Source organism: Xanthomonas sp. LMG 12462, from assembly GCF_009192885.1.
GTDB classification, from domain to species: Bacteria; Pseudomonadota; Gammaproteobacteria; order Xanthomonadales; family Xanthomonadaceae; genus Xanthomonas_A; species Xanthomonas_A sontii.
In genome coordinates, this window is the sequence record NZ_NMPP01000032.1 from 14,747 (window position 1) to 38,013 (window position 23,267).

Consider the following 23,267-nt stretch of genomic DNA (forward strand, 5'->3'; position numbering starts at 1 on the left):
GGCACAGCCTGCGTCGCGTCACGCGCGCGCCGTTGCGGGCGATCGCGACCTGGGGCGTGGCGCTGGCGGTGCTGCTGGCCGCCGGCCTGGTGCTGGTGCTGGCGCAGGACCGCCACAACCGCCTGGCCGCAGCGCAGCGGCAGAGCCTGGCCCTGGCCACCGGCAGCGACCGCCTGCTGCAGTTGCAACTGGACAATCTCGGCCAGGCGCTGCATGGCGAGGGCCTGAGCGCGCAGGCGCTGCTGGCGGAGACGCCGGTGCGGGCGCCCGAACTGATCGCCGCTTCGCTGCACGGCCTGCAGGCGCGGCACCCGGAACTGCGCGACGTGGCCCTGCTGGATGTGCAGGGCCAACGCCGCTTCGGCGGCACGGGCGATCCGCAACTGCGCGCATGGATGCCGCGCGCGCGCTGCGGCGACCGGGTCTGCGTGAGTCCGACAGTGCGCCTGGCCGATGGCGAGGCGGTGGTGCGCGTGGCGGTCCCGTGGGGCACCGATGGCTGGGTCGAGGCGCAATGGCGGGTGGCCGCGTTGCAACGCATCGTGCAGGGCACCGACAGCGGGCGCGACGGCATCGTCGCGCTGACCGACGCGCAGGGCGTGCTGCTGGCCGCCAGCCGTCCGCTCGCGGCCGGCCAGCCACGTCTGCCGATCGCGCTGGCGCAGCCGATGCCGCACGGCGGCGCCCTGGGGGTACGCCGCGATGTCTTCGACGGGACACCGCGGATCCTGGCGCTGAGCGGCGGCGGTGCGTATCCGTTGCTGGCGGTGGCTGGCGTGGGGCTGCGCGAGACGCTGTCCGGCTGGTGGTGGTTCGCCGCGGCGGCGGCGCTGGTGTACGTGCTGTACCTGCTCGGCCTGGCCTATCTGCTGGTCAGCCTGCGCCGTGCCGAGCGTCGCCAGCGCCACCTGCTGCAGCGCCTGCGCCGCGGCGACGAGGATCTGCGCCTGGCGCACGGCATGGGCGGCATCGGCACCTGGCGCGTCGACATCGCGCAGCGTGTGCTGCGCCTGTCCGAACCGACCGGCGCGATGTTCGGCCTGCAGCGCATGCAACTGCCCATCGAGGCGTTCCTGGCGCGGATCCACGACGAGGATCGCGCACGGGTGACGCAGCTGTACGAGGACGCTGCGCAAGGGCGCGCGGACTACAACACCGTCTATCGCATGCACCTGCCCGATGGACGCCTGCGCTGGCTGGCCGCGCGCGGCGCGCTGGTGCGCACGCGCGAGGGCGTGTGCATGACCGGCGCGGTGCAGGATGTCAGCGACCGGGTGGCCGCGCACGCGCGCCTGCTCGATGCCGAGCGCCAGTTCCGCCTGGTGTTCGATCGCAATCCGTTGCCGTACTGGGTGTTCGCCGTGGACAGCCTGCGCTTCCTGGAAGTGAACCAGGCCGCGGTGCGCCAGTACGGCTACAGCCGCGAGGAATTCCTGGCGATGGACCTGCGCGATCTGCGCCCGTCGGAGGATGCCGAGCGCTTGCTGCAGGACGTGCGCAAACCGCGCGAGGGCTTCGACGCGCCGAGCGTGTGGACGCATCGGCGCAAGGACGGCAGCCTGCTGTCGGTGTGCATCCACAGCGCCGACCTGGAGTTCGGCGGCGTGCCGGCGCGGCTGATCCTGGCCGAGGACGTCACCGAGCGCCTGGCCCACGAACGCGAACTGGCCTATCTCGCACGCCACGAATTCAGCACCGGCCTGCTCAAGCCGCGGGCGCTGGCCGAAGCCCTGCGCGCGCAGCGTGGCGGCTACGCCATCGCCTACGTGCAGGTGCGTGGCCTGGCCCTGATCGGCGACACCCTCGGCCGCGCCGTCGGCGATGCAGTGCGTTGCGCAGTGGCCGAGCGCATCCGCGCGCTCGGCGAGCGCTTCGGGCTGAGCGCGCACCAGCCGGCGCAGGACTTCGTGCTGGCGATCCTGGACCCGCAGGCCCTGCCGCTAGCTTTGCAGGCGCTGCAGGAGGCGCTGTACGCACCGGTGCAGGGCGGCGAATTCGCTCAGCAGCTGCAGGCGCACATCGGCGTGGCGCTGTGTCCGGACGATGCCGCCGATGCCGACGAGGCGATCGGCAGCGCCGCGCAGGCCGCGCATGCGGCGCAGGCAGAGGGCCGCAGCCTGGTGCGCTTCGACCGCGCCATGGCCGCGCGCACCGGCGAACGCCTGCGCCTGGCCGGGCGCATCCAGCAGGCGATCGAGCGCCAGGAGTTCGAGCTGTATTTCCAGCCGATCATGGATGCCGTCAGCGGCGCGCCGCGCGAACTGGAAGCCCTGATCCGCTGGCCGCAGGCCGATGGCAGTTTCATCGCGCCGGATGCGTTCATCCAGTTGTGCGAGGACACCGGGCTGATCCTGCCGCTGGGGCGCTGGGTGATGCGCGCGGCGGCGCGGGCGCGTCGCGCCCTGGTCGACCACGGATGGCCGGACCTGCCGGTGGCGGTGAACGTGTCGGCGCTGCAGTTCTTCGACGGCGATCTGGTCGCCGACCTGGTGCAGGCCTGCGCCGAGGCCGGGCTGGCCGCCAACGGCCTGCAGTTGGAGCTGACCGAGAGCAGCCTGATGCGGCAGCCGCAGCAAGCCGGCGACGTGCTGCGGCAACTGCGCGCGCTGGGCGTGCGCGTGGCCCTGGACGACGTCGGCACCGGCTTCTCCAGCATGGCGTATCTGCGCGACCTGCCGCTGGACACGCTGAAGATCGATCGCAGCTTCGTCGCCGAGGTGGACCGCGATCCCCGCAACGCCTCGATCTGCCAGGCGCTGCTGACCCTGGGGCATTGCCTGGGGCTGGACGTGGTCGCCGAGGGCGTGGAAACCGAGGCGCAGCTGCGCTGGTTGCGCGCGCACGGCTGCGGCGGCGTGCAGGGCTACCTGCTCGGGCGTCCGGCTCCGCTGGCGGACGTGCTGCAGCGGCTCGGCGCGGTCACAGCATGAGTTCCACGTCGTGGCCGCTGCCCGGTGCCGGCAGCGGCTCGCCGTCCCAGTAACGCTGCAGCGGTTCGCGCACCAGGTCCAGCGCGGTGGAGGCACCGCGCGCGCCCGGATAGCGCTGCAGGTTGCGCGACTGCAGCGCGAGCATGCGTCGGTCCTGTTCGCCGACCCGGCGCAGCAGCGGCCACACCAGCAGCCGCACCGCCCACGCCGGCGCCCAGCGCCCCTCCACGTGCAGGCTGGCGAAGACGTCGGTGCTGCGCGCGTCGAGCGGGGTGAAGTGCAGGCTGATCCGCACGCGGCCGCCGCGCGCGTAGCGGTACTCGATCTGCGCGCTGCCGGGGCCGGCGAAATGCGCGCGTTCCAGGATGCGCGGCGACTCGAACAACCGGTACAGCCAGCCGCTCTGCGCCGCGGCGCCGCGGTAGTCGACGTGGAAGCCTTCGTCGGTGTGGCGCAGCTCGGCGCGCATGGCGGTGCGCGCGCCGCCGCGCCGCACCAGCCCCGGATGCAGCAGATGGGTGTGCAGCGGGTCCAGGAAGTTCTCCAGCGCATCGACCACGTGCGCATCCCAGCGCGTGCGCCACAGGAAGCGCCGCGCCGACGGCTGCAGCGCCTGCACCAGTTGCGAGGGCGCGTCCGCGCCTTCCGGATCGGGACGCAGCCAGATCAGGCCGTCGTGCTCGCGCGCGGCGAAGGCGCGGACCCGCACCGCCGGCGGCGCCTGCCCCGGCGGCAGGCCGGGGATCTCGCGCAGGGCGCCGGCGCGGTCGAAGCGCCAGCCGTGATAGGGGCAGGACAGGCCGTCGCCGGTGGCGCAGCCGGCCGACAGCGGCGCGTGCCGGTGCGGGCAGCGGTCTTCCAGCGCCAGCAGGCCGCCATCGGCGCAACGCGCGATCGCCGCATGCCGGTCCATCACCGACACCGCCAGCGGCTGGCGCCGCAACGCCGTGGCGGGGGCGACGGCGAACCACTGCCGGTACAGGGACGGATGCCAGGCGCTCATGCCGCCGGCGCCACGCGCGTGGTGTGCCGCGCGCTGCGCGCGTTCATGTGATGGTGGTGCCGGCGACCCGGTTGCGGCCGGCGCGCTTGGCCGCGTACAGCGCCTGGTCGGCGGCCAGCACCAGGGTCTGCCAGGACGCCTGCGCCCCGGGCGACAGGCAGTAGCCGATGCTCACCGTGCACACCAGCGGCGCCTCCGGCGCGGCATCGATCTGTTGCTGCTCGATGCGCCGCCGCAGGCGTTCGGCGAGATCGCGCACCGACGCCTCGTCGCCCTGCGGAATCAGCACCATGAACTCCTCGCCGCCGATGCGCGCCAGCAGGTCCGGTATGCGGATGTGCTGCGTCAGGGTCTGCGCGATGGCGACCAGCACCTGGTCGCCGACCGCATGGCCGAAGCGGTCGTTGATCGCCTTGAAATGGTCCACGTCGATCATCAGCACCGCGATCGACGCCCGCTTGCGTGCGGCATCGAGGGTCGCCGCCTCGCCGCGCTCCCACATCACCCGGCGGTTGGTGACCCCGGTGAGCGGATCCTGCGAGGCGTGCCGCCGCAGTTCCGCGTTCATTTCGCGGGTCAGCATCCACAGGAAGCCGGGGGTGATGCTGGCGGTCAGCACGATGCGCGAGAGCAGGCCGAAGTTGGTGGTCGGGTCGTAGCTGGTATCGACGTCGGGATGGACGGCCCACCAGACCACCCGCAGCCCGACCATGCCGGCCCACAGGAAATGGAAGACGGCCGTGAAGCGTGCCGGCGTGCGCACGGTGCTGTCGGCATGGCGCCACAGCGCCACCGCGGTGGCCAGGGTCAGCATGCCGCGCACCAGGCCGCCGAAGATCACCATGATGCGGTGATCGAGGCCTGTGTAGTGCAGGCTGTAGAGTTCCAGCACGCAGAGCAGCGTGATCGGGACCAGCAATGTCCACTGCAGCAGCGGGCGTCGCAGGTAGGCGTTTACCGCCACCAGCGTCAGTGCGGTGGCCACGTCGAGGGTGACGTTGCCGGCGGGCGCGACCCAGACGTCCATGTAGTGCCAGGCCGGCGCCAGCAGGGTGCCGAAGCCCAGGGTGAACACGGCGTAGCTCAGCGTCAGCAGCAACAGACTGCGGGCGTGCCGTTCCTTGCGGCCGGTGACGTACAGCGCCAGGAACATCGCCGAGGACACCGCCGCGAGCAATGCGTTGACGATCAGCAAGGTGCCGGCATGGGCCAGATGCGCAATCCATTCCACAGATGTTCCGGGCCGCAGCGGCGATGAGGTGTTGCAGATGCAGCAAAGTATATGCCAGTGCCAGTGTCGGGCAGCCGACGCGGCATGCGCGATCGACGCTGAAAACGATTACGGCCCGCCTTCGGGCGTGGCGCTGCCTGGCCTCACAGCCGGTACTGGCGCATCAGCGGGACACCGATGCGCCGGGTCAGGGCGCCGAGCGCGGCGATCGGCTGGCGTCGCCGCAGCGGCAGGTGGCGCGCATCGACCGCGCTGTACTCGATGACCGGCATGCCGCCGCGCTGGCGCTTGAAACTGGCCGCGCCGGCGCTCTGGTTGAGGCGCTGGCCATACCGTCGCGCATGGTCGATGCCGCAGGCGGTGAGGGTGCGGTACAGCGCCAGCCGCTGCGGCAGGTGCAGGTCGTAGCCGACGATCGGTGCGGTGACGGTGCCGCCGACGCCGAACAGGCCGGTGATGCAGACCAGTTGCCCGTCGCCATCGCGGAAGCCGTCGAAGCGCAGCAGCCCGGCGCGGTGCCAGGCGCGCAGGAAGCCGGCGTGGTAGGCCGGATTGCAGTGCGAATATTTCTCCAGATACAGCTGCGCATACAGCGCGGCGATGCGCAGATAGTCGGCCTCGCCGATGGCGTCGTTGCCGCAGCGCTGCAGGTCGCGGCGGTCGACCAGCTTGAGGTCGCGGGCCAGGTCGCGATGGCGCAACAGTTGCGGCCAGTCCTCGTACAGGTAGACCTGGCGGCTGCCGATCAGGGTGAAGCCTTCGGCCTGCAGCGCGTGCAGCCACTGCGGCGTATCCACCGCGTTGAGCGAGCGGAACCACAGCGCGTGGTCGGGCCAGCGCGCGCGTGCGACATCCAGCAACGCGCGCAAGCCGCTCGGCGGCAGCGGCGGGTACAGGTTGGTGGACAGCAGCCAGTTGTTGAGGGTGACCGCGCGGTCGATCCGTGCCCAGTCCAGCCAGGCACCGATGCCGCCGCACAGGCCGCGTACGGGCGCGGCCAGCGTGCCCGGCAGCAGCCGTGCGGCTTCCTCGGCGGCGTAGTCGGTGTAGGTGGTGCGCGGCGAGCACACCCAGGCGTTGCCGGGGTGGCGTTCGCCGACCGTCACCGGCAGCGCCAGGTCGCCCGCCTGCAATACCTCGATGCGCGCATGTGCGTTGTCGGCCAGCTGCTGCGCGTCGCCGCCGGCGTGCAGCGCGGCGAAGCGTTGCAGCTGCGCGGCGTAGTCGGCGGCTGCGGCGGCGGCGTCGCCATGGCTCATGGCGGCGGCAGTGCCTCGCCGTCCCACTCGGTATCGCGGGTGGCGGCTTCGCGCACGCTGCAGCGTTGTGCCAGCGCCAGGCGCGCGTGGCTGCCCAGGTCGCACAGCGTGCCGGCCAACGGCCAGCGGTCGCCGCGCGGCGCCAGTACGTCCTCGGCGCGCGCGTAGTCGTGGCGCCACTGTCGCAGCCGGCCCTGGCCCAGCGCCGCCGGCAACGCTACGCCCAGCATCAGCATGCCCAGCATCGCCGCGCGGTCGTCGGCCGGGCGCAGCGGCGCCTGCGCTTCGCCCGCGTCGCCGCTCAGCAAGGCCACCAGCGGATCGGTCGCGGCGAACAGGTGCAGGCCGCTGGTCGCGCGCGGATTGCATTCGATCACGCTGCAGCGCCCTTGCGCGGAGACCATCCAGTCGAAGGAAATCTGCCCAGTGAAGCGCAGCGCCTGCACCAGTTGCGCGGTGAAGCGCTCGATCTGCGGGTTCGGTGCGGCATCGAAGTAGTAGCTGGAACTGCGCCGCAAGCGGTAGCGCGGACGGTACACCGCATGCGCCAGCAGCACGCCGTCGCGCGCCAGCGCATACGAGCAGCGCTCCTCGCCGGCGCAGTAGCGCTGTGCGACCCAGTCGCCCTGCGCGGGCAGCGGCGTGGCATCGGCGGTCACACCGTCCGGATAGAGCCGGACATGCACGCCGAATCGCGAGAATTCTGGTTTCAACACCAGCGGCGCGTCGCCGGCCCATTCGCGCGCCTGCGCCAGGCTGCGCACGCGCACGCTGGCGGGTACGTCGATGGCGCTGTCCAGGCTGCGCGCCAGTTCCATGAAGGCGTACTTGCTGTGCAGCGTGCGCAGCGTGTCGAAGTCCTGCAGTGGCAGGTGCATCTGCGCCGGCAGTGCGCGGCGGTAGCGGGCCAGGTAGAACACTTCCTCGCAGGTCGGCACCAGCACGTCGATGCGCTGGCGGGCGAGCACGCCATTGAGATCGGCCAGCCAGGCGCGCGGCGCATCGCGTGCCGGGGCGACGCGGTGATGCGCGGTCACCGCGCGCGACCAGCCGGAGATGCGGCTGGCGACGCTGTCGGCCAGGTGCACCCGCCAGCCCTGCGCGGCGAAGCGGCGCGCCAGGTCCAGCGCGACCGGCGCGCGTGCGCCGGTGATCAGCACGCCGGGGGCCTCAGCCATGCGGGTGCTCCGCCGGTGCCGGCCGCCATTGCCGACAATGCGAGGGCACCAGGCGCAAGCCCGGCTCGGCCTGGCGCAGCGCATGCAGCCGCGCCAGGGTGTCGCGATACACGCGGTGCTCGCCGAGCAGACGGGTGACCAGGGCCGGCGGCGGCGTGCCGTCGGCGAGCGCGGCGCTGGACCAGGCCGCATCGGCGATCAGGAACACCGGGCCGTGCGGGTCCTCGAACCACAGGCCGTAGTGGCCGGGCGCATGCCCGGGCAGCGGCACCAGCAGCACGCTGCCGTCGCCGAACAGGTCGCGTGGCGTGCCGAAGTCGCGCAGTGCGGCGGGCGGCAGCGTCGCGGGCAGCGCCTCGATCCAGTGCATGCGCGGACGCGCGCCGCGCAGCAGCGCGGGCAGGAAGCCTTCGCGCAGCGCGGCCAGCCGGCCGCGGCGCTGCAGATCGTCCCAGGCCTGTTGCGCGCAGGCCAGGCGCGCCTGCGGGAAATCGGCGACGCCGCCGACGTGGTCGCCATGGAAATGCGACAGCACGATCCAGCCGATGCGGTCCGCATCCACGCCGTCGCGGGCGAGTTGTTCGCGCAGCGATTGCCCGGGTGCCAATTGCACGGGCGTCAGCCAGCGGTACAGGCGTTCGGGAAAGCGCGCGGTGGCATCGAAGAAATGACGGGCGTAGCCGGTGTCGAACAACAGGTCGCCCTGCTGTGGATGCTGCAGCAGGGCCGCCAGCGCCGGGAACGGGCACGGCGCCAGCGGCGCGCCGCGGCGCGTGGCGCGTTCGGGGTGCGTGCAGTGGCCGGCCTCGTACAGCCGCCAGCGCAGCCGGGGCGCGCTCATGGCCGCCCCAGCGCGGCCAGCCCGGCCTCGGTCGACAGCACCGGCGCATAGCCGAGTTCGCGGCGGGCGCGGCCGATGTCCAGCGTCTGCGAATAGCCGAGCACGCCGATACCGTAGCGGCTGAGCCGCGGCTCCGGCTGCCCGCGACGGCGCAGCGCGATCTGCTCGCCGAGCGTGGCCAGCGCCAACGCCGGTCCGCGCGGCACCGTCAGCAGCCGCACGCGCAGGCGCAGCACCGCGAACAGCTCGGTCAGCAGGTCGCGCACCGCGATCGGCACACCGTTGCTGATGTTGTAGGCGCGGCCATCGCCGATGTGCTCGGCGCGCAGCGCAGCCAGCGCCGCGGCCACCGCGTTCTCCACGCAGCACACATCGATCATCGCGCGGCCGCCGTTGATCAGCGGGAACCAGCCGCGCTGCGCCACCGCGAGCAAGCGCGGCACGATCGCGTTGTCGCCCTGGCCGAACACCGCGCGCGGACGCAGCACCACTGCCGGCAGCCCGGCCGCCGCCGCCGCGCGCACCTTCTCCTCGGCTTCCCACTTGGTCTGCGGGTAGCCGCCGATCCAGCGTGCCGGCGGGGTGAACGCCTCACGCACCTGGTATTGGTCGGCGAAACGAAAGTAGATGCTCGGCGAACTGAAATGCACGAAGCGGCGCACACGCGTGGCCAGCGCGGCGGCGAGCAAACGCTCGGTGGCGACCACGTTGGCCAGGCGGAAGGTCTCGGCGCTGGCCCACGGCGCCGACAGCGCCGCGCAGTGGATCACCGCATCGCAGCCGTGCAGCAACGGCGCCAGGTCGTCCCGGCACAGGTCAGCGCGCTGCACCTCGATGCGCGGATCGCCGGCGAAGGCCGCCAGCTTGGTGGTGTCGCGGCCGCTGGCACGCACCGGTACGCCGGCCGCGGCCAGGGCGCGCACGATGTAGGCGCCGATGAAGCCGGACGCGCCGGTGACCAGGACGCGGGCCATGTCAGTAGCGCAACACCGCGCCGCCGAACGCCAGCCCGGCGCCGGAGCCGACCAGGCCGATCAGGTCGCCGCGCACGATCTGGCCGCTGTGGATCGCCTGGTGCAGCGCACTGGGAATCGACGCGGCCATCTGGTTGCCGCGGTGGCCGATCACCTCGATCAGCGCATCCGGCGCCAGCCCCAGCGCCACGCGCAGATGGCGCAGCGCCTTGGCGCTGGCCTGGTGCGGCACGATCCGCCGCAACTGCGCCAGCTCGACCCCGGCCTGCGCCAGCAGCCGCTGCAGGAAACCGGGCAGCTTCGCCGCGGCCAACCGGTAGGTGGCGCGCCCGTTCATTTCGAACTGCGAGCCGGCGCGCAGCGCGTCGACGCCGTGATCGAGGCGCAGGCGAGTGCCGCCGGCGCGCACGCGGCAGTGGTCGATGCCTTCGGAATAGGTTTCCAGGCGCGCGGTCAGCAATTGCGAGCCGCTGTCGCCGGTGTCGGCGCCGAGCACCACCGCCGCGGCGCCATCGCCGAACAGCGGCGCGGTATCCGCATCGTCCGGATTGAGGCCGACGCTGGCGATCTCGCTGGCGACGATCAGCACGCGGCGATGGCGGCCGGCGGCGATCGCGCAGGCGGCCAGGTCGAGCGCGGCGATGAAGCTCAGGCAGGTGGCGTTGATGTCGAAGGCCGGGATGCCGCTGCCCTGCAGGCCCAGCCGCGCGTGCAGCAGCGCTGCGCTGCACGGGATCGCCTGTTCCATCAGGCTGCAGGCGCTGATCACGCAATCGATCTCGTGCGCCTGCAGCTGCGCCGCGTCCAGCGCCGCGCGCGCGGCGCGTTCGCCCATGAAGGTGGCCGGCTCGTCGGCGCCCGCATAGTGGCGCGTGGCGACCCCGGTATGCCGCAGGGTCCAGCCGGCGGGCTTGCCCCAGCGCCGGTCGAAGGCCTCCGCCGGCACCTGCTGCGCGGGCAGATACTCGCCCGTGCCGAGGATGCGCAGCGCGATGGGCCTGCTGGTGTGGACGCTCATCCGTAAAGCTCGCACAAGGGGCGCGCAGCGTACTGCCAGCGGCTCGGCGCCGGCAACCGCCCTTATGAAGATCGCGCCGCTGTCTGCGGCTGGCGACCTCAGACAATCCTCAATCGCGCAGCGACTTGGCGAAATACTTGGGCGCTTCCACAAAGCCTTCCCGCCGATAGAAGGCGTGCGCCCGTTCCCGCCGGCTGTGGCAGTGCACCTCCAGGCGGTCGCAGCCGCGCTGCCGCGCCAGCGCCTCGCCCTCTGCCAGCAAACGCTGTCCCACCCCGGCGCCGCGCGCACGATCGTCGACGCAGAAATAGCTGATGCGGCAGATGTCGCCGGCCAATGCCAACTGCGGCAGAAAGTGCAGCGACAACACCCCCAGGACGTCGTCCCCTGCGGCGGCCACCAGCAAGGCCGCGTCCGGATGTGCCAGGAGCTGCGCCAGGCGGGCCTCGATGAAGTCCTCGGTTCCGGCGTAGTCCAGTGCCGCCATCAGCGTCACGATCGCCTGCCGGTCCGCCATTGCCGCGTTCCTGATGTCCAGGGTGCCGTTCTCGCGCATGTGCAGAGCGTAGGAAGTCGCCCGCGTCGGGCGCAACCGCTTTGTCGATCCGACGCAATCTGTTGTGCGGAAATGGGCGGCGCGCTAGCGCCCGCGGCGCTGCCCGTACCAGAAGCCGAGGCCGTCGCGCGAGCGCAGCAGGCTGCGGCCGCGGCGCAGCAGGCGCAACAGCAGCCCCAGGTGCTCGCGCTTGCTGAAGCTGCGCAGCTTGCGGTCGGAGGTGTGCACCGGCTCGCGCAGGATCACGAAGCGGCCCTGCCGCGCCAGTGCGCGGCTCAGCGCCACGTCCTCGCCGGCGTAGTAGCGCTCGTCGAAGCCGCCGGCGGCGACGAAGGCGCTGCGCGTGCAGAACAGGAAGCAGCCGGGGGCGATGCCGGTGCAGCGGAACAGCCAGCCGAACAGCGTCTGCGCCAGGCGCTCGTGCCAGGCGATGTCGCCGAGCAGGCGCACCTGCGCGCCGCCGCCGACCGCGCCGGTGCCCAGCGCGCGCAGCGCCGCGGCCAGCAGCGGGGTGTTGACCCGGGTGTCGGCATCGACGAACAGCAGATGGCGGCCGCGGCTGGCGGCGGCGCCGGCATTGCGCACGGCGGCGATGTGCCGCAGTTCCACCTCCAGCACCTGCGCGCCGTGCCGGCGCGCGATCTCGGCGGTGGCGTCGCGGCAGGCATCGGCCACCACCAGCGTCTCGCAGTCCAGCCGCAGCGCCTGGGCGGCGACATGCAGCGAGGCCAGCGTGTCGCCGATCAGGGCGGCTTCGTCGTGCGCGGGGACGATGAAGGAGATCACCCCCGCATCATGCGGGGCCGGCGCGGCGCGGGCAATCGACCCGCGCCGCGGCCGGGGGCGCGGTTCAGCCCTGCAGCGCGCCGCGCGAGGCGGCCGGGTAGCGATGGCCGGCGGCGGCGTCGGCCGGGAAGATCGCCTCGATCTGCGCCAGTTCCTCGGTGCTCAGCTTCACCTGCAGCGCGCCCAGGTTCTCTTCCAGGTAGGCCAGGCGCTTGGTGCCCGGGATCGGCACCAGGTCCTCGCCCTGCGCCAGCACCCAGGCCAGCGCCAGTTGCCCCGGGGTCACGCCCTTGGCCTGCGCCAGCTCACGTACCCGCTCCACCAGCTGCAGGTTGCGGTCGAAGTTCTCGCCCTGGAAGCGCGGCGAATGGCGCCGATAGTCGTCGGCCTCGAAGTCCTCCGGCGAACGGATCGCCCCGGTCAGGAAGCCGCGGCCCAGCGGCGAGTACGGCACGAAGCCGATGCCCAGCTCGCGCACCGTCTCCAGCACGCCGTCGTGTTCCGGATCGCGCGACCACAGCGAGTACTCGCTCTGCAGCGCGGTGATCGGATGCACCGCGTGCGCGCGGCGGATGGTGGCCGCGGCGGCTTCGGACAGGCCGAGGAAGCGCACCTTGCCCTGTTCCACCAGCCGCGCCATCGCCCCGACCGTGTCCTCGATCGGCACGTTCGGATCCACCCGATGCTGGTAGTACAGGTCGATATGGTCCACGCCGAGCCGGCGCAGGCTGTCCTCGCAGGCCGACTGTACGTATTCCGGACGGCCGTCGATGCCGCGTGCGGCCGGGTCGTTGGGGTCGAGCTTGATGCCGAACTTGGTCGCCAGCACGACCTGGTCGCGGCGCCCGGCCAGCGCCTTGCCCACCAGCACTTCGTTGGTGTGCGGGCCATACATGTCGGCGGTGTCGATGAGGCTGACGCCGTGCTCGATCGCGGCATGGATGACCGCGATCGAGGCGGCGTCGTCGCTGCGGCCGCCGTAGAACGCGCTCATGCCCATGCAGCCGAGGCCGAGGGCGGAGACGCGGGGGCCGTTGCGGCCGAGGATGCGGGTTTGCATGGAGGATGCTCCTGAGGGGGAGGGGAGGGAAAGCGTGGCCGCCGGGCGGTTCGCGCAGGGTGAGGACGGGCCCAGCGCGTCGCGGGCGACGGCCAGGGCATTGAGCGCGGTGGGGAAGCCGACGTAGGCGTACAACTGGTCGAGCACGGCGAAGATCTCCGCACGGCTGGCGCCTGCCGCCTGCGCGGCGCGCAGATGCAGGCGCAACTGCGGTGCGGCGTGGCCGAGGCTGGCCAGCACCGCCACCGTGACCAGTTCGCGGGTCTTCAGGTCCAGCGCGCTGTCGGCGCGGTAGATCTCGGCGAAGGCGATGGCGGCGCCGCGGCCGCTCAGCGCGGTGTCCGCGTCGTCGGCCAGGGCGCGGATCGCCGCGCCCTGCTGCGGGCCCATCAGCGCGGCGATCTGCGCGATGCCGGCCGCTTCGGCCTCGGCCAGGGTCATGTTGCTCGGCAACGCGTTCGCGATGGATGCCATGGAATGGTGCTCGTGTACGAAGGGGCAGGACGCCGCGCTCAGCGCGGCTGGATGCGGGTGCCGCCGCTCAGCAGCGCCTGCGGGTTGGGCGAGGCCAGGAAGTCGTGCGGGAAGCCCAGTTCGATCGCGCTGGTGGCATCCAGCCGCTGCAGCGCCTCGGCATCCAGGTGCAGGCTGAGTGCGCCCAGGTTGTCCTGCAGTTGCGCCACGCTGCGCGCGCCGACGATCGGCATCGCCCCGCGCGCCAGCAGCCAGGCCAGCGCCACCTGCGCCGGCGAGCGCTGCAGCTCGGTGGCCAGCGCCACCACAGCCTCGGCGACCGCCAGCGCGTGTTCGTTGAAGGTGCGTTGCGAATGCGCGACCTCGGCGCGGCCCACGCCACCGACCTGCGCGCCGCCGGAGGCGGCCGCGCGCACCCGCGCCAGATCGGCGGCGCCGTACTTGCCGGTCAGCACGCCCATCGCCAGCGGCGACCAGGCCAGCACCGACATGCCCAGCGCCTCGGCCATCGGCACCAGTTCGCGCTCGACGGTGCGCTGCGCCAGCGAGTACTCGATCTGCAGGGCGACGAACGGCGTCCAGCCGCGCAGGTCGGCCAGGGTCTGCATGCGCGCGACCTGCCAGGCGGGGGTGTCGGAGATGCCGGCGTAGAGGATCTTGCCGGCGCGCACCAAGTCGTCGAAGCCGCGCATCACCTCGTCGATGCCGGTGGTGCCGTCCCAGGCGTGCAGGTACAGCAGGTCCAGGTAATCGGTGCCCAGCCGCGCCAGGCTGGCGTCGACCGAGCGCAGCAGCGCCTTGCGGTGGTTGCCGCCGCCGTTGGGGTCGCCGGGGAAGGGATTGAGCGCGAACTTGCTGGCGATCACCAGGCGGTCGCGGCGGCCGGCAGCGAAGCGGCCGAGCAGGGTCTCGGCGCTGCCGTTGGTGTAGATGTTGGCGGTATCGAGGAAGTTGCCGCCGGCATCGACGTACAGGTCGAACAGGCGGCGCGCCTCGGCTTCGTCCGCGCCCCAGCCCCAGTCGGCGCCGAAGGTCATGGTGCCCAGGCACAGCGGGCTGACGCGCAGGCCGGAACGGCCGAGCAGGCGGTAGTGATCGAGGGCCATCGCGGCGGTCTCCGGAGTGAGGGTGCGGGCACTGTAGGCGCCATGTCGCAACGGATAAATCCAGGTAATCCACATGTGCTTTGAAGGTGTGCTAAACAATGGCTGGTTCGCCCGCCGCGTTCGTCCTTCCATTGCCGCCCGTTCGCCATGCACCGTCCACCGCCGCTGTCCGCCGTCGTCGCCTTCGTCCGCGTCGCCCACCATGGCAGCTTCACCCGCGCTGCCGCCGAGCTGGGCGTCTCGCCCTCGGCGCTGTCGCAGACGCTACGCGCGCTGGAGGCGCAGCTGGGCGCACGCCTGCTCAACCGCACCACCCGCCGGGTCGGCCTGAGCGAGCATGGCGAGCGCTTCCTGCAGCGGGTGGCGCCGGGCCTGGCGCAGATCGACGCGGCCTTCGCCGACCTGGATTTCCTGCGCGACCGCCCGGCCGGCACGCTGCGCATCAACCTGCCGCTGGTGGCCGCCGAGCAACTGGTGTGCCCGCAGCTGCCGGCGTTCCTGGCCCGCTATCCGGAGGTCAGCGTGGAGCTGTATTCGGACCGGACCCTGGCCGACATCGTCGCCGGCGGCTTCGACGCCGGCATCCGCCTGGGCGAGAGCCTGGCGCGCGACATGATCGCGGTGCCGCTGGGACCGCCGCAGCGGCAGACGGTGGTGGCCGCGCCGGCGTATTTCGCTGCGCATGGAGTGCCGCGCACGCCGGCCGAACTGGCCGCGCACGACTGCATCCGCTGGCGCCGCACCGATGGCCGCCTGCAGGCCTGGGAGTTCACCCGCGACGGCCATGATTTCCTGGTCGAAGTCAGCGGACGGCTGGTGGTCAACGACACCGCGGTCGGCCTGGACGCCGCGCGCCGTGGGCTGGGCCTGGGCCAGGCGTTCGAATGGCAGGTGGCCGCCGACGTCGCCGCCGGCCGCTTGCAGCGGGTGCTGGACGACTGGCACGCGCCGTTCGCCGGCTGGCACATCTACTACCCGGCGCGCGAACACCTGCCGCCGAAGCTGCGCGTGTTCATCGACCATCTGCGCGCGGCGCATGCGGCGGGTGGCCCGGCGTAGCGCGACCGCGCTGGTCGACGCCGGCGCGTTGCCAAGTGGGGAGGGAGCGAACACGCGTCGTTGTCGCAGCCACGATCGCGCTGTGGTTCGAGGAAGCGCCCGACCCGCAAGGCCGGGCGCCGAAGGGGCATCGCCTCGCCCGGAGACCGCTGCGATCGCGATGCAGGGTGCCGCCCTTTGCGGGCGGCACCGCCAGACTCAGCCCTTGAGCTTGGCCGCGAACTCGGCCACACGCTTGCCGAGCAGGCGCGCGGTCTCCAGGTCGCCGCTGCGCGGCGCCTCGTCCGGCGAGGCGTCGGACGGCGAGATCGCCAGCGCGCCGCCGGAGCCGGCGGTCCAGTTCACGTCGTTCGGGCCGTGCGCCTTGGTGTTGGACGGCAGCAGGCCGGTGCCGACCCAGATCTGGCCGTGCTGCTGGGCCAGGGTCCAGAAGTATTCGATGGTGGCGAACTTGTCGCCGTTGACCGAGGCCGAGTTGGTGAAGCCGGCGGCGATCTTGTCCTTCCAGGCCTGCGCGAACCACGGCTTGGAGCTGGCGTCGGCGAATTTCTTGAACTGCCAGGCCGGGCCGCCCATGTAGGTCGGGCTGCCGTAGACGATGGCGTCGGCCTGGCCGATGGCCTCCCAGGCGCCGTCGGGCAGGTTGCCGTCCTGGTCGATGCGGTACAGCGTGGCTTCGCCGACGCTGGCGGCGCCGGCGTGCACGGCCTCGGCCTGCTTGACGGTGTGGCCGTAGCCGCTGAAGTAGACGATCGCGATCTTGCTCATGCGCGGACTCCTGAAGGTGAGGGGAAAAGCGCGGGCATTGTGCGCATGCGCGGCCGCCGCGATCAGCGCCATCGGCGGGATGTTGTGTCCGGTCCGCGCGCCGCGGTTCAGCTCTCGGCCGGGGAGCGCATCGTGCGATCGATGCCCACTTCGACCAGGTAGTCGATGAAGCTGCGCACCTTCGGCGCCAGGTGGCTGCGGCTGGCGTAGACCGCGTAGACGCCGATCGGCCCGATCTCATGGTCGGGCAGCACCCGCACCAGGCGGCCGTCCTCCAGCGCCGCTTCGGCCATGAAGTCCGGTTGCACGGTGACGCCCATGCCGGCGATGGCCGCCTCGCGCAGCACGTCGCCGCAGTTGGCGCGCAGGGTGCCGGCCACCCGCACCTGGGTCGCGCCGTCGGGGCCGTGCAGGGTCAGGTCGTCCTGCACGTAGCTGTAACTGAGGAAGGCGTGGCCGGCGAGGTCGGCGGCCAGCTGCGGGGTGCCGGCACGCGCTAGGTAGTCCGGCGACGCGCACAGGAACGCCTGCACTTCGCCGAGCTTGCGCGCGATCAAGGTGGGCGCCACCTGGCGGGTGATGCGGATCGCCAGGTCGTAGCCTTCCTCGACGATGTCCACCAGGCGGTCGGACAGCGACAGATCGAGGGCGACCTGCGGATAGCGCGCGCTGTAGCCGGCCAGGCGCGGGCCCAGCCGGGCGACGCTGAAACTGAACGGTGCGTTGATCCGCAGCGTGCCGGAGGGCGTCAGCGCCTGCTCGCCGACCGCCGCCTCCATGTCGTCGAACTCGGCCAGCAGCAACTGGCAGCGCTGGTAATACGCCGCGCCGACACTGCTCGGGCTGACCCGGCGGGTGGTGCGGTTGAGCAGGCGCGAGCCCAGGCGCTGTTCCAGCCACGCCACCTGGCGGGTGACGCTGGCGGTGGAAATGCCCAGCGCGTCGGCGGCGGCGTTGAAGCCGTTGCGGTCGACCACGGCGACAAAGACCCGCATCGCCTCCAGCGTGTCCATTGTTTCGGTTCCTGAAATGGATCGTCGGCGGCAGGGTAATTTATTCCCGCAGATGGCGGAAATACCCTGGTCGCCTGCACGAACGCCCGGCGCTGGCCGCGCGCGCCACCGTGCCGCCCCCCACTGTGGAGACCTGCCATGGCGCGTTTGCCTTCCCTGTACATCTCGCACGGTTCGCCGATGACCGCGCTGCAGCCCGGCCTGGTCGGCACGCGGCTGGCCGAACTGGCGGCGACGCTGCCGCGACCGCGCGCCATCGTGCTGGCCTCGGCGCACTGGCTGGGCCGGCGGCCGCTGGTCGGCGCCGCGGCGCAGCCGCAGACCATCCACGACTTCGGCGGCTTCCCGCAGGCGCTGTACGCGATGCAGTACCCGGCGCCGGGTGCGCCGGCCGTGGCCCAGCAGGTCGCCGAGCTGCTGGCGCAGGCCGGGCTGGCGCCGGTGCTGGACGAGCGTCGCGGGCTGGACCACGGTGTGTGGGTGCCGCTGTCGCTGCTGTACCCGCAGGCCGACATCCCGGTGGTGCCGCTGTCGATCCAGCCGGAACTCGGGCCGGAGCACCACCTGGCGCTGGGCCGCGCACTGGCGCCGCTGCGCGAGGACGGCGTGCTGGTGATCGGCTCGGGCAGCATCACCCACAACCTGCACGACTTCGGCCGCTACGCCGAGGGCAAGGAAGTGCCCTACGTGCGTCCGTTCATCGAATGGACCGAGCAGGCGTTGCGCCGCGACGACGTGCCGGCGATGCTCGACTACCGACGGCAGGCGCCGTTCGCCGAGCGCGCGCATCCCACCGACGAGCACTGGCTGCCGATCTATGTGGCGATGGGTGCGGCCGGCGCGGGCGGGCTGGGCGCGCAGCGCATCGATGCGGGGATCGACGCCGGCCTGCTGGCGATGGACATCTACCGCTTCGACGGCGCCGCGGTGCGCGTGGCGGCCTGAACGCCAGGAGATCGACCTGAGCGATTCATCGCCGTGAAGGCCGCAGCGCATCCGCGTCTCACCGTTTGAGACGCGGACCCGGCATCGTCGGCCGGTGAATACCCTCGAGAAACTCGCCGTGCTCGCCGACGCGGCCAAGTACGACGCGTCCTGCGCCTCCAGCGGCGCCGACAAGCGCCATTCGCTGCGCAGCGGCGGCATCGGCAGCACCGAGGGCATGGGCATCTGCCATTCGTACACGCCCGACGGGCGCTGCGTGTCGCTGCTGAAGATCCTGCTGACCAACTTCTGCGTCTTCGACTGCGCGTACTGCGTCAACCGCGTGTCCAGCAACGTGCGCCGCGCGCGCTTCACCCCGGCCGAAGTGGTCAAGCTGACCCTGGATTTCTACAAGCGCAACTACATCGAAGGCCTGTTCCTCTCCAGCGGCATCATCCGCAACAGCGACTACACCATGGAGCAACTGGTGGAAGTGGCGCGGCAACTGCGCGAGGAGCACCGCTTCGCCGGCTACATCCATCTCAAGACCATTCCCGACGCGGCGCCGGAGCTGCTCGCCGCCGCCGGCCGTTACGCCGACCGGCTCAGCATCAACGTGGAACTGCCAACCGAGCGCGGCCTGGCGCAACTGGCGCCGGAGAAGAACGTCGGCGGCATCCGTGCGGCGATGGGCGAGCTGCGCTGGCGCATCGAGGAGAGCAAGGAGGCGCGCAAGGCCGAGGCGCGGGTGCGCGCCAAGCCGCCGCGTTTCGCCCCGGCCGGACAGAGCACGCAGATGATCGTCGGCGCCGACGGCGCGGACGATCGCGCGATCCTGCACACCAGCCACAATCTCTACGGCAACTATCGCCTGCGCCGGGTCTACTACTCCGCGTTCAGCCCGATTCCCGACGCCTCCAGCAAGCTGCCGCTGCAGGCGCCGCCGTTGCAGCGCGAGCACCGCCTGTACCAGGCCGACTGGCTGCTGCGGTTCTACGACTTCTCGGTGGAGGAGATTGCCCCGCCCACCACCAGCGGCATGCTCGATCTGGACGTGGACCCCAAGCTGGCGTGGGCGCTGCGCAACCCGGAGCGATTCCCGGTGGATCTCAATACCGCCGCGCGCGAACTGTTGTTGCGCGTGCCGGGGCTGGGCACCCGCAACGTCGAGCGCTTGCTGCTGGCGCGGCGGCATGCGCGGCTGCGGGTCGAGGATCTGGCGCGGCTGCGGGTGCCGCTGAAGAAGTTGCTGCCGTTCGTCAGTGTGCTCGATCACCATCCGCGGCAGCGGCTGGACGATCCGCAGCGGCTGCGTGCGCAACTGGCGCCGGCACCGCGGCAGGGGGGCTTGTTTGATTGACGCGGTGGGGTGGGGTGTTGCCATGCTTGCGGCAACGGCAACGGCAACGGCAACGGCAACGGCAACTGCAAATGCAACATCAAAGGCTTTCGCGCCTACGGGCGCGAGTGACTTTTGTCTTGGCAAAAGTCACCAAAACCGCTCCCGCCTGACACGAGCCGGTGCGATACGGCCGCACCGGTCCCCTGCGCTCCTCGCGGCGAGCGGCACGGCGCCCAAACTCGCTTCGCTCAAACAAGGGCGCCTCTTCGGCCGCTCGCCACTCCGGTGCTCGGCTCGCTTTAAGGCGGGAAGTTTTAAAAGCAACATCACGAGCAACAGCAACAGCAACAGCAACAGCAACAGCAACAGAAACAGCAACAGAAACAGCAACATCTGCACGCGCGGCGATGGTTGCGGATGCTGTGTTGGCGGTTGTGTTGCTGTGTTCTGCATTCGTTTCGGTGAGCTGATGCGTGGAGCGGGGCATGTTCCAGGCTGAGGTGGCGCCGCCGTGGAGCCTGGAGGCGTGGCGGGCGGTGGCGCGGGCGGCGTGGTGCGCGCAGGTGGCGCCGGAGACGCTGGCCTGGGACGGCGATGCGCAGGGCGGGCTGCTCGCCGGGACCGACGTCGCCACGCTGCCGGCGCAGGTGCCACCGCCGCGGGTGTCGGCCGAGTTCCTGGCGCTGGCCGGTGCGGTGCTGTGCCATCGCGATCCGCAGCGGCACGCGCTGCTGTACCGCCTCCTGTGGCGCATCGCCGGCGGCGAGCGCGCGCTGCTGCAGCGGGTCACCGATGCCGACGTGCACCGCGCCCAGCAATGGGCGCAGGCGGTGCGCCGCGACAGCCACAAGATGAAGGCGTTCGTGCGCTTCCGCGAGGTGCCGGGCGAGCAGGAGGCCTACATCGCCTGGTTCGAGCCGGAACATCACATCGTCGATCGGGTGGCGCCGTTCTTCGCGCGGCGCTTCGCCGGCATGCGCTGGGCGATCCTCACCCCGTACCGCAGCGTGCGCTGGGACGGCGAGACGCTGCAGTTCGGCGCCGGTGCGCAGCGTGCCGATGCGCCGGCCGACGACGCGCAGGACACGCTGTGGCGCACCTACTACGCCAACATCTTCAACCCGGCGCGGCTCAATCCGACGATGATGCGCCAGGAGATGCCGCAGAAATACTGGAAGCATCTGCCGGAAGCGCAACTGCTGCCCACGCTGATCCGCGACGCCGGGCAGCGCGTGCGCGAGATGGCCGAGCGCGCGCCCGAGCCGGTGCGGCGGCGCATTCCCGCGCCGGCACCGGCGCCGGTGGTGGCCGCCGACGACAGCCTCGACGCGCTGCGCGCGGCGGCGCGCGACTGCCGCCGCTGTCCGCTGTGGCAGCCGGCCACCCAGACCGTGTTCGGCGAAGGGCCGCAGGATGCCGCGGTGATGGTGGTGGGCGAGCAGCCCGGCGACGAGGAGGACCTGAGCGGGCGTCCCTTCGTCGGTCCGGCCGGGCGCCTGTTCGATCGCGCGCTGCAGGAACTGGGGGTCGAGCGTGCAGGTATGTACGTCACCAACGCGGTCAAGCATTTTCGCTTCGAGCAGCGCGGCAAGGCGCGGCTGCACCGCAATCCCGAGCGCGCGCATGTCGAGGCCTGCCGGATGTGGCTGGCCGGCGAACTGGCGCGGGTGCGCCCGCGCATCGTGCTGTGCCTGGGCGCGACCGCGGCGCACGCGGTGCTGGGCAGCGGCTTCAAGCTGATGGCCCAGCGCGGGCAATGGCAGATGCTGGACGACGGCACCCGCGCGCTGGCCACCGTGCATCCGTCGTGGGTGCTGCGCCAGCGCGGCGGCGAGGCAGGCGAGGCCGCCTATCACGGCTTCGTGCGCGACTTGCGCGTGTTGGCGGAGCAGGTGCCGATGCCGCACGCGGGGAATTCCGGCAACTGACCGTTGGTGCGCGTGCTGCCGTTGCCGCCATCGGGGCGCGGCGGCGCGGTTGCAGGCGTGGACGTGCAAAACGGGGACGGCCGCAGCCGTCCCCGCGATGCCAATGCACCCCCGATGTGCTTACGGCATCAAAACCTTGTCCACCACATGGATCACGCCGTTGCTCTGCATCACGTCGGCGGTGGTGACATGCGCGGTGTTTCCCTTGCTGTCGGTGAGGGTGACCTTGCCGCCGCGGGTCTTGGCGATCAGCGTTTCGCCCTGCACGGTGGTCAGCTTGGCGCTGCCGCCGCCGGCCTTGATCTGCGCCAGCAGCGCCGCCGCATCGAGCTTGCCGGGGACCACGTGGTAGGTCAGCACCTGGGTCAGCTTTTCCTTGTTCTCCGGCTTGAGCAACGTGTCCACCGTGCCGGCCGGCAGCGCGGCGAAGGCGGCATTGGTCGGTGCGAACACGGTGAACGGACCGGCGCCCTTCAACGTGTCCACCAGGCCGGCGGCCTTGACCGCGGCGACCAGGGTGGTGTGATCCTTGGAGTTGACCGCGTTGTCGATGATGTCCTTGGTGGCGTACATCGGCGCGCCGCCGACCATCGGATTCGGCTTGGCTTCGCTCATCGCGGCGTGGTCGTGCATCGCGGCCTGGCTGGGGGCGGCCATGGCGGGCAGGGAGACGAGGCCGGCGAGGGCCAGGGACAGCAAGTGGATCTTCATGGGCTTGCTCCTTGAAAGGGATGCGCGGCCAGTTGGCCGTGCACCTGTCTTTACGCGGCCTGCGCCGACGCGGTTGCATCACGCCATCCAGATAATGATGAACAGGGTGAGTTGGTGGGTACCGTCGCTCGCATCCAGGGCGGTTCAGGCGAGCGCACTGTCGCGCGGTGGTGCAGACGCAAGGCCGGGCAGCGCTCCGGCGAACGGTCTATACGAATGCAGGCAGGCCTCATCTTCGGCCTGCGCCGACGAGATCACCGACACTGAGAAGGGATGTCCATATCCTCGAATTGGGCTGCCAGTGGCAGAACGCCAGCCTCAAACCTGGCGCCACGCAAGTCGCATTTCCTGAATTTCGCATCGGCAAAGATGCAGTTGATGAATGTCGATGCTCTGAATTCGACTCTGTCAAAGACAGCACCGGTAAAATCGCAGTCCATGAATTTTACCCGGCGGCCGCCGTACTCCACTCCGCAAGATCCACCGGAAAACCTGGCTTTGACGAAATCGGTTTTTTCGCAGATCGCATCATCCATGTTGATCACAAGCTTGCTTTTTGAAAAGTTGCAGTTTTTTATTTCCGATCTGCACAAAAGGGCTCCGTTCAAGCTGGCACTTTCGAAGCTGACATTCATGAAGGAACTATCGTTCGCACTTCCCGATATTTTCGAGTAAGACAGGTCGGTGTTGCTGATCCTCGATTCGAAGAGATTTGCGGCTTTTAACTGCTCCAGGATGGCGGATGGGCCGATGCTGATGCCGGAAAGATCAGCGTCGCGAATGATCGGCCGTCCAGCCGCGATCGAATCGATGCTGTCGATGATGCTCGCCAGATAGTCATGGTTTCGCCATTTGGCGGTTGTGTTTTTCATGGGCAGGCCGCCTCGGGGATGAATTGGCGGCATGCTATCTGCCATGCCGTTATGGTTGAGCGCGGCTGCAGCTTCGGACGCGCCGCGACGTTCGCACCCTGAGTGGCTGTCGGGCTCAGGGTCCAGGATCGATGATCGATGTGTCGGAAATGCTTGTCCTGTTGCTTGGGCGGGATCATCCCGGCGATGCCGTTCTCGGAACGCCGCTTTGCGCTGCCGGCACGCGCTGGAGGA

The 23,267-nt window shown here is 71.1% G+C and carries 21 protein-coding genes and 1 pseudogene; 5 read left to right on the plus strand and 17 right to left on the minus strand.

Annotation, left to right across the window (positions count from 1 at the left end; translation table 11 throughout):
- Positions 1 to 32: 32 nt before the first annotated feature.
- Positions 33 to 2,930 carry an EAL domain-containing protein gene (locus CEK69_RS09185; RefSeq protein ID WP_152245175.1) on the plus strand — a complete coding sequence of 966 codons (2,898 nt, stop codon included), beginning with the start codon at positions 33 to 35 and terminating at the stop codon, positions 2,928 to 2,930.
- Here the strand turns inward: CEK69_RS09185 and CEK69_RS09190 are convergent.
- The 12 genes and pseudogenes from CEK69_RS09190 to CEK69_RS09240 all read right to left on the minus strand — a co-directional run bounded on the left by CEK69_RS09190 (position 2,920) and on the right by CEK69_RS09240 (position 14,416).
- The gene (locus tag CEK69_RS09190; protein WP_152245177.1) at positions 2,920 to 3,933 is read right to left on the minus strand and encodes a Rieske 2Fe-2S domain-containing protein; all 1,014 of its coding nucleotides are present in this window, start codon (positions 3,931 to 3,933) and stop codon (positions 2,920 to 2,922) included. The two genes, CEK69_RS09185 and CEK69_RS09190, sit on opposite strands and share 11 nt — an antisense overlap.
- A gap of 43 nt (positions 3,934 to 3,976) precedes the next feature.
- The gene (locus CEK69_RS09195; protein ID WP_152245179.1) at positions 3,977 to 5,164 is read right to left on the minus strand and encodes a GGDEF domain-containing protein; all 1,188 of its coding nucleotides are present in this window, start codon (positions 5,162 to 5,164) and stop codon (positions 3,977 to 3,979) included.
- A gap of 143 nt (positions 5,165 to 5,307) precedes the next feature.
- The gene (locus CEK69_RS09200) at positions 5,308 to 6,423 is read right to left on the minus strand and encodes a hypothetical protein (RefSeq protein WP_152245181.1); all 1,116 of its coding nucleotides are present in this window, start codon (positions 6,421 to 6,423) and stop codon (positions 5,308 to 5,310) included.
- Positions 6,420 to 7,601 (minus strand): ATP-grasp domain-containing protein, encoded by a 1,182-nt coding sequence (locus tag CEK69_RS09205; protein ID WP_152245183.1) that lies wholly within the window; start codon positions 7,599 to 7,601, stop codon positions 6,420 to 6,422. The genes CEK69_RS09200 and CEK69_RS09205 overlap by 4 nt, the downstream gene beginning before the upstream one ends.
- Complete coding sequence (locus CEK69_RS09210; protein WP_152245185.1) at positions 7,594 to 8,442, minus strand: MBL fold metallo-hydrolase; 849 nt, start codon at positions 8,440 to 8,442, stop codon at positions 7,594 to 7,596. The genes CEK69_RS09205 and CEK69_RS09210 overlap by 8 nt, the downstream gene beginning before the upstream one ends.
- Positions 8,439 to 9,416, minus strand: a complete 978-nt coding sequence (locus CEK69_RS09215; RefSeq protein WP_152245187.1) for an NAD-dependent epimerase/dehydratase family protein — start codon at positions 9,414 to 9,416, stop codon at positions 8,439 to 8,441. The genes CEK69_RS09210 and CEK69_RS09215 overlap by 4 nt, the downstream gene beginning before the upstream one ends.
- Before the next feature lies 1 nt (position 9,417).
- The gene (locus CEK69_RS09220; protein ID WP_152245189.1) at positions 9,418 to 10,434 is read right to left on the minus strand and encodes a 3-oxoacyl-[acyl-carrier-protein] synthase III C-terminal domain-containing protein; all 1,017 of its coding nucleotides are present in this window, start codon (positions 10,432 to 10,434) and stop codon (positions 9,418 to 9,420) included.
- Between the two features lie 109 nt (positions 10,435 to 10,543).
- The gene (locus CEK69_RS09225; RefSeq protein ID WP_226975108.1) at positions 10,544 to 10,990 is read right to left on the minus strand and encodes a GNAT family N-acetyltransferase; all 447 of its coding nucleotides are present in this window, start codon (positions 10,988 to 10,990) and stop codon (positions 10,544 to 10,546) included.
- An 84-nt stretch (positions 10,991 to 11,074) separates the two neighbouring features.
- A complete protein-coding gene (locus CEK69_RS09230; protein ID WP_152245191.1) occupies positions 11,075 to 11,776 on the minus strand; it encodes a glycosyltransferase in 702 nt (233 codons plus the stop codon).
- A gap of 64 nt (positions 11,777 to 11,840) precedes the next feature.
- On the minus strand, positions 11,841 to 12,836 hold the full coding sequence (locus CEK69_RS09235; protein WP_226975110.1) for an aldo/keto reductase: 996 nt from the start codon (positions 12,834 to 12,836) through the stop codon (positions 11,841 to 11,843).
- Positions 12,837 to 12,926: 90 nt separating this feature from the next.
- Positions 12,927 to 13,310 (minus strand): annotated as a pseudogene (locus CEK69_RS21255) (carboxymuconolactone decarboxylase family protein); the annotation flags it as partial.
- A gap of 38 nt (positions 13,311 to 13,348) precedes the next feature.
- The gene (locus CEK69_RS09240; protein WP_152245195.1) at positions 13,349 to 14,416 is read right to left on the minus strand and encodes an aldo/keto reductase; all 1,068 of its coding nucleotides are present in this window, start codon (positions 14,414 to 14,416) and stop codon (positions 13,349 to 13,351) included.
- A 147-nt stretch (positions 14,417 to 14,563) separates the two neighbouring features.
- Here CEK69_RS09240 and CEK69_RS09245 point away from each other — a divergent pair, with 147 nt between their 5' ends.
- Complete coding sequence (locus tag CEK69_RS09245; RefSeq protein WP_152245197.1) at positions 14,564 to 15,475, plus strand: LysR family transcriptional regulator; 912 nt, start codon at positions 14,564 to 14,566, stop codon at positions 15,473 to 15,475.
- Positions 15,476 to 15,673: 198 nt separating this feature from the next.
- Here the strand turns inward: CEK69_RS09245 and CEK69_RS09250 are convergent, their stop codons facing one another.
- Complete coding sequence (locus tag CEK69_RS09250) at positions 15,674 to 16,243, minus strand: flavodoxin family protein (RefSeq protein ID WP_010343649.1); 570 nt, start codon at positions 16,241 to 16,243, stop codon at positions 15,674 to 15,676.
- A 107-nt stretch (positions 16,244 to 16,350) separates the two neighbouring features.
- A complete protein-coding gene (locus CEK69_RS09255; protein ID WP_017909607.1) occupies positions 16,351 to 17,256 on the minus strand; it encodes a LysR family transcriptional regulator in 906 nt (301 codons plus the stop codon).
- Positions 17,257 to 17,394: 138 nt separating this feature from the next.
- On the opposite strand from CEK69_RS09255, the gene CEK69_RS09260 reads away from it, so the two are divergent.
- A complete protein-coding gene (locus CEK69_RS09260; protein WP_152245199.1) occupies positions 17,395 to 18,201 on the plus strand; it encodes a class III extradiol ring-cleavage dioxygenase in 807 nt (268 codons plus the stop codon).
- Between the two features lie 94 nt (positions 18,202 to 18,295).
- A complete protein-coding gene (locus CEK69_RS09265; RefSeq protein ID WP_043093429.1) occupies positions 18,296 to 19,540 on the plus strand; it encodes a putative DNA modification/repair radical SAM protein in 1,245 nt (414 codons plus the stop codon).
- Between the two features lie 79 nt (positions 19,541 to 19,619).
- Here the strand turns inward: CEK69_RS09265 and CEK69_RS21035 are convergent, their stop codons facing one another.
- Positions 19,620 to 20,009, minus strand: coding sequence for a hypothetical protein (locus CEK69_RS21035; protein ID WP_193313946.1), 390 nt, complete (start codon positions 20,007 to 20,009; stop codon positions 19,620 to 19,622).
- On the opposite strand from CEK69_RS21035, the gene CEK69_RS09275 reads away from it, so the two are divergent.
- Entirely contained in the window at positions 20,008 to 21,450 is a 1,443-nt protein-coding gene (locus CEK69_RS09275) for a UdgX family uracil-DNA binding protein (RefSeq protein ID WP_152245203.1), read from the plus strand. The two genes, CEK69_RS21035 and CEK69_RS09275, sit on opposite strands and share 2 nt — an antisense overlap.
- A gap of 120 nt (positions 21,451 to 21,570) precedes the next feature.
- On the opposite strand, the gene CEK69_RS09280 is transcribed toward CEK69_RS09275, so the two are convergent.
- Together CEK69_RS09280 and CEK69_RS21260 are read right to left on the minus strand one after the other, a co-directional pair.
- Complete coding sequence (locus CEK69_RS09280; RefSeq protein WP_017911977.1) at positions 21,571 to 22,161, minus strand: fasciclin domain-containing protein; 591 nt, start codon at positions 22,159 to 22,161, stop codon at positions 21,571 to 21,573.
- 254 nt (positions 22,162 to 22,415) lie between these two features.
- Positions 22,416 to 23,078: a pentapeptide repeat-containing protein gene (locus CEK69_RS21260; protein WP_226975109.1), complete on the minus strand. Its 663-nt coding sequence runs from the start codon at positions 23,076 to 23,078 to the stop codon at positions 22,416 to 22,418.
- Positions 23,079 to 23,267: the final 189 nt, after the last annotated feature.

What these genes read in the sequence shown, in the direction of transcription:
- CEK69_RS09190 (WP_152245177.1), bottom strand. Translation starts at nt 3,933, where the DNA reads ATGAGCGCCTGGCATCCGTCCCTGTACCGGCAGTGGTTCGCCGTCGCC.
- CEK69_RS09200 (WP_152245181.1), bottom strand. Translation starts at nt 6,423, where the DNA reads ATGAGCCATGGCGACGCCGCCGCCGCAGCCGCCGACTACGCCGCGCAG.
- CEK69_RS09205 (WP_152245183.1), bottom strand. Translation starts at nt 7,601, where the DNA reads ATGGCTGAGGCCCCCGGCGTGCTGATCACCGGCGCACGCGCGCCGGTC.
- CEK69_RS09210 (WP_152245185.1), bottom strand. Translation starts at nt 8,442, where the DNA reads ATGAGCGCGCCCCGGCTGCGCTGGCGGCTGTACGAGGCCGGCCACTGC.
- CEK69_RS09215 (WP_152245187.1), bottom strand. Translation starts at nt 9,416, where the DNA reads ATGGCCCGCGTCCTGGTCACCGGCGCGTCCGGCTTCATCGGCGCCTAC.
- CEK69_RS09220 (WP_152245189.1), bottom strand. Translation starts at nt 10,434, where the DNA reads ATGAGCGTCCACACCAGCAGGCCCATCGCGCTGCGCATCCTCGGCACG.
- CEK69_RS09225 (WP_226975108.1), bottom strand. Translation starts at nt 10,990, where the DNA reads ATGCGCGAGAACGGCACCCTGGACATCAGGAACGCGGCAATGGCGGAC.
- CEK69_RS09235 (WP_226975110.1), bottom strand. Translation starts at nt 12,836, where the DNA reads ATGCAAACCCGCATCCTCGGCCGCAACGGCCCCCGCGTCTCCGCCCTC.
- CEK69_RS09240 (WP_152245195.1), bottom strand. Translation starts at nt 14,416, where the DNA reads ATGGCCCTCGATCACTACCGCCTGCTCGGCCGTTCCGGCCTGCGCGTC.
- CEK69_RS09245 (WP_152245197.1), top strand. Translation starts at nt 14,564, where the DNA reads ATGCACCGTCCACCGCCGCTGTCCGCCGTCGTCGCCTTCGTCCGCGTC.
- CEK69_RS09250 (WP_010343649.1), bottom strand. Translation starts at nt 16,243, where the DNA reads ATGAGCAAGATCGCGATCGTCTACTTCAGCGGCTACGGCCACACCGTC.
- CEK69_RS09255 (WP_017909607.1), bottom strand. Translation starts at nt 17,256, where the DNA reads ATGGACACGCTGGAGGCGATGCGGGTCTTTGTCGCCGTGGTCGACCGC.
- CEK69_RS09260 (WP_152245199.1), top strand. Translation starts at nt 17,395, where the DNA reads ATGGCGCGTTTGCCTTCCCTGTACATCTCGCACGGTTCGCCGATGACC.
- CEK69_RS09275 (WP_152245203.1), top strand. Translation starts at nt 20,008, where the DNA reads ATGTTCCAGGCTGAGGTGGCGCCGCCGTGGAGCCTGGAGGCGTGGCGG.
- CEK69_RS21035 (WP_193313946.1), bottom strand. Translation starts at nt 20,009, where the DNA reads ATGCCCCGCTCCACGCATCAGCTCACCGAAACGAATGCAGAACACAGC.
- CEK69_RS09280 (WP_017911977.1), bottom strand. Translation starts at nt 22,161, where the DNA reads ATGAAGATCCACTTGCTGTCCCTGGCCCTCGCCGGCCTCGTCTCCCTG.
- CEK69_RS21260 (WP_226975109.1), bottom strand. Translation starts at nt 23,078, where the DNA reads ATGGCAGATAGCATGCCGCCAATTCATCCCCGAGGCGGCCTGCCCATG.